Source organism: Deltaproteobacteria bacterium, from assembly GCA_016213065.1.
Classification (GTDB): Bacteria; UBA10199; UBA10199; order SPLOWO2-01-44-7; family SPLOWO2-01-44-7; genus JACRBV01.
In genome coordinates this window covers 1-4,505 of the sequence record JACRBV010000066.1, presented here as the reverse complement: position 1 = coordinate 4,505, position 4,505 = coordinate 1, and the positions used below count along the sequence as shown (strand labels likewise).

The 4,505-nt window shown below is 47.6% G+C and carries 4 protein-coding genes; 2 read left to right on the top strand and 2 right to left on the bottom strand.

The features are described 5' to 3' along the window. Nucleotides 1-517 precede the first annotated feature (517 nt). Both feoB and HY877_03995 read left to right on the top strand, forming a co-directional pair. On the top strand, nucleotides 518-2,524 hold the full coding sequence (feoB, locus tag HY877_04000; GenBank protein ID MBI5299440.1) for a ferrous iron transport protein B: 2,007 nt from the start codon (nucleotides 518-520) through the stop codon (nucleotides 2,522-2,524). A gap of 338 nt (nucleotides 2,525-2,862) precedes the next feature. Next, complete coding sequence (locus tag HY877_03995; protein ID MBI5299439.1) at nucleotides 2,863-3,555, top strand: metal-dependent transcriptional regulator; 693 nt, start codon at nucleotides 2,863-2,865, stop codon at nucleotides 3,553-3,555. A gap of 7 nt (nucleotides 3,556-3,562) precedes the next feature. On the opposite strand, the gene HY877_03990 is transcribed toward HY877_03995, so the two are convergent. Beyond that, nucleotides 3,563-4,336, bottom strand: a complete 774-nt coding sequence (locus tag HY877_03990; GenBank protein MBI5299438.1) for a nucleotidyl transferase AbiEii/AbiGii toxin family protein — start codon at nucleotides 4,334-4,336, stop codon at nucleotides 3,563-3,565. Then, nucleotides 4,315-4,505 (bottom strand): hypothetical protein (locus HY877_03985; GenBank protein MBI5299437.1); only part of this gene is annotated, 191 nt, incomplete at its 5' end. The genes HY877_03990 and HY877_03985, both read right to left, overlap by 22 nt.

Sequence of the window (4,505 nt, the reverse complement as noted above, 5' to 3'; positions counted from 1 at the left end):
AAATAGAAAAATCCCCGTGAGTTACAGTCGTAGCAATAAGCTTTCTTAAAATTAAAAGCCCTAAAACCCCTTCATCCTCCACGCCCACCAATGGTACTCCGTCTGAGGAATCTGAGGAATCTGTCGGTAGTACGGTTTTCCATCTGGAATGGGAAAATTCAGGTAAGTTACAGTTACATCAACAAGCCATCTTAAAATTAAAAGCCCTAAAACCCCTTCACCCTCCATGCTCGCCAATGGTACTCCGTCTGAGGAATCTGCTCCGTCTGAGGAATCTGTCCATGCTCGCCAATGGTACTCCGTCTGAGGAATCTGCCAATGGTACTCCGTCTGAGGAATCTGATGTGATGAATCTGATGAATTCTGATGATGAATCCGTCTGATGAATTTCTTTGTCTGATGATTTTCTTGATTGACCTGAAAATGTACAGCGTTGCGCACCCCGATGAAGACATGCTGGATTTCTAAGATATTCCGTTTGACTTCCCTGTCTGGTGTTAGTATTGGCTAACGCCGCATGGAACAAAGTGGAACAAATCCGAAAATCCTGCTGGTCGGAAACCCGAATGTCGGGAAAAGCGTTATTTTTGGCTGGCTTACAGGCGCTTACGCCATGGTTTCTAACTACCCCGGTACCACCGTTGCCGTGTCTAGGGGAACCACCACGCTGTCGAACGTCACCTATGATGTGATCGACACCCCCGGGATCAACTCGCTCCTCCCAATGTCCGAAGATGAATGTGTCACGCGCGATTGTTTGTTGGAGACGCCCGCCATTGTCATTCAGGTGGCGGATGTCAAAAATTTACAGCGCGCCCTTCCCGTCACTCTGCAATTACAGGAAATGAATTGTCCCATGATGCTCGTCATTAATATGTGTGATGAGGCGGAAAGAGCCGGTATCAAAATTGATGCGCGCAAACTGGAGAGGGAGTTGGGTATTCCGGTTATCATGACAGTGGCTGTCAAAAAAATAGGGTTGGACCAGATCAAAAAAATGATGGGCGAAGTCAAAGTGCCCCGTTATGCTTTCCGGTATTCGGAAAATTTTCAGAATGCGGTGGATCAGATTGAGGCGATATTGCCTTCCAACATCGTCGGAAGAAAAGCTGTGGCCGTTATGTTGGCGTCCGGGGATCGTCGTTTAAGTCATCAATTGTTTCCAAAGCTTCCCGACACAACGCGGGAAAAAATAGAGGAAATCGTACGCAAATTGGCGACCCAATATGCAGAGCCTGTCAATTTTCTCATGAGCCGGGAAAGAGTGGCGGCGGTGCAAAGTCTTTTGACCGGAACGATACAACAGCAAACAAAGGGACGTCCCCTCGGGGCATGGCTTTCCCACTACACCATGCATCCTTTTTGGGGTTTTGTTTTTTTGGCCGGCATTTTGTGGTTGGTCTACAAATTTGTTGGAGACTTTGGTGCGGGCATGGCGGTTGATTTCATCGAAAACGGCATTTTTGCAAAATATATTTCTCCGGGTGCTATTCATTTGGCCGACAAAATTTTTTATTTTGACCACGTGCATCTTGTGGAAGAGGGAAGGGTCATCGGTACCTACACGCTGGGGGCCGCCGGCGCTCCTTTCTGGCTCCGTCTGCTTCATGACATGTTTGTCGGTCCCTACGGTCTTGTGACGATGGGACTCTCCTACGGTTTTGCGATTGTGTTGCCCATTGTCACCACATTTTTTATCGCCTTCAGTATTATGGAAGATTCAGGATATTTACCGCGTCTGGCGGTCATGGTGAATCGCGCTTTCAAGTGGATGGGGCTCAACGGCAAAGCGGTGCTTCCGATGGTGTTGGGACTGGGTTGCGATACCATGGCCACGCTAACCACGCGCATTCTGGAAACCCGCAAACAACGGACAATTGTGATTCTTCTGCTGGCGCTGGCGGTTCCCTGTTCCGCTCAGCTCGGTGTCATTCTGGGAATGTTCGGTCAGATGCCGCTTTGGACTTTCTGGGTTTGGCTTGGAGTTTTGATCGGGGTTATGTTTTTTGTCGGTTTCGCTTCCAACAAAATTATCAAGGGAGAAGGAAATGCTTTCGTCATGGAAATTCCACCCATGCGCCTGCCGCAGTTTAAAAATGTCGCTAAAAAAGTTTTCTCACGCATGGAGTGGTATATTAAGGAGGCGGTCCCGCTATTTCTACTTGGTACGTTAATCCTGTTTTTGCTCGATGCTTGCAACGCACTTGTATATATCCAGCGTTTTGCAAGTCCTCTCGTGGTGCATGTGTTGGGACTTCCAGAACAGGCCGCAAACGCTTTTCTTATCGGATTCTTACGTCGTGACTACGGGGCGACCGGTTTCTTTGACATGTTTTCCCGCGGACAACTCGATGTGGTGCAGGCGCTTATTGCGCTTGTTGTGATCACGCTGTTTATCCCATGTGTTGCAAACATTTTTATGATGATTAAGGAACAGGGTATTAAAACGGCGGTTAAAATGACGTGCTTCATTGTTCCGTTTGCATTTTTTGTGGGAGGAATTTTACGATGGATATTGAAATGAACGCAATTTCCAAACGTGTAGGATGCCCTTTGTGCGGTTTTTTATTTGGGAAACTGGAAGCCGCGTGTGGCGGATGCATCTTGTCCAAAAGGTGTGGCATGACCCGATGTCCCAATTGCTATTATGAATTTGTCGAAGAATCGAAATTTTTTAACAGTGTGAGGAGATTAGAACTCATTTCAAAATCTCCTCGTCAACGAAACGCTGGATTTTTGAGCGAGACAAGGAAGATGAGCAGAAAACTCGGAGGCGTAGCCATAGCTACGTTGACGAGTTTTCTGCGAAATCTGACGCGGTCGTAGCCAAAAAGCCAGCGTTGCAGTAGAGGAGGTTTTGAAATGAGTTCTAAGGAAAACAATTCGGAAAAAATGAGCCTTGATGAAATCAAGGACCACATTCTTGTGCGTCTCTGGTTGAATCGCGAGAAGGGGACGGAAGAAAAAGACCATTGCCTTGCCCTCGTTGATGAGACAACAAAACAAAAAGCAACTGCCGAACTGATTTCTGACGGATTTCTGCAGAAACAAAATGGTGCTTTATCCTTTCGCCCGAAAGGAGAGACGATTGCGCGGAACCTTGTGCGCCGTCATCGTTTATCGGAGCGCCTTTTCGGCGTGATTTTTAATCTTTCTGAAGAAGCCATGCAGGCGATGGCTTGCAGAATGGAACATGAAACGGTTCTGACCGCCGAAGCGGTGGACGGGATTTGTTCTTTTTTGGGTCATCCGCCTACCTGTCCGCATGGAAGACCCATTCCTCCCGGTGAGTGTTGTAAAATGTTTGTGGACGCGGTCAAACCTTTGGTCATGCCGCTCTCCGGCGGCGATGTGGGAGAAAATTACAAAATTGTGTTTATGTCTCCCAAATATCATGCGTTGCTGGAACGTCTAAGCGGTCTCGGGGTCACTCCGGGAGCGCTCGTGCATCTGGCAAGTCTCAGCCCCGCTTTTTTGATACGCGTTCAAGAGACAGAAATCGCCATAGATCAAGACATCGCCGAAGGCATTTTCGTTGTCCAGCAGAATAGGTGACCGTGTTTTATATTTTTTTTTGATCTTTGACGGCTTGGGCCAATGCTTTTGCATCATTACTCAAAGAGAGTTTTTTCTGATAGACCATCAACTTCTCAATTAGAGTTTCTCGGAGCGCTATAATTTTTTTGTAAGCTTCAGCCACGGTCATGGAACTTTTCGGCAAAAGAAAATGGCAAGCCTCCTTATGGAGTGTCCCGCCCTGAAGACTGATTAAAAGTGTTTCCACATTAAGGCCACCATCAAACTGGGCTCCGGCCTGAATCAAATTTTCAATTTCAAAATGAGGGACATGCGAAAGAATCCAGTCGAGATCAAAAAGGTCTTTTTCCGAACAGCGGCTTATCAGGCACGCCGCTTTCATGGCGAACAATGTGGGTAAATCGGCAACCCAGATTTTGTCTTGGGTTTGAATGGCCTTTCCTGTCGCGTGCAAATGCTCGTCCAAAACAATGTCAATGGTGAAAGGATGTCCGCGAAACTGCGCGTCGGCATGATAATAGTTTGGCGTGGTTCTTTCATTTGTCAGGAGTGCTCCCTTGTTTTTCAGGGATTTCGCGGCGAGTGTGGCGGCACGATGCGCGGTTTCGTCAACGGCAAACAAATCCAGATCATCGGAGCGGCGGTGCTTCGCGTAATAACCGGCCAATGCGGTTCCACCCACCAGCCAAAGTCCCTCGCCGCAACCCGAAAAAATATGATAGAGCGCCTCACGCAGTGCGGGGGGAGTAGTGCTTCCGGAAATGCGGGAAGCGGGTTTTATATTTTGTAAAGAGGCCATACAATTTCCAATTGTTTGCGACGGATTGGTTTAATATATTTTTTATACTTGTCGAAAAGTAGAAGCACTTTTTTTCCGGCAACGGCTGTTGCCTCCCTGAAACCCAAAACCTGACTCAGGCGTGCAAGTGCAGGTAAACGGCCCTGCACAAGTGCCTGTACAAAATTTT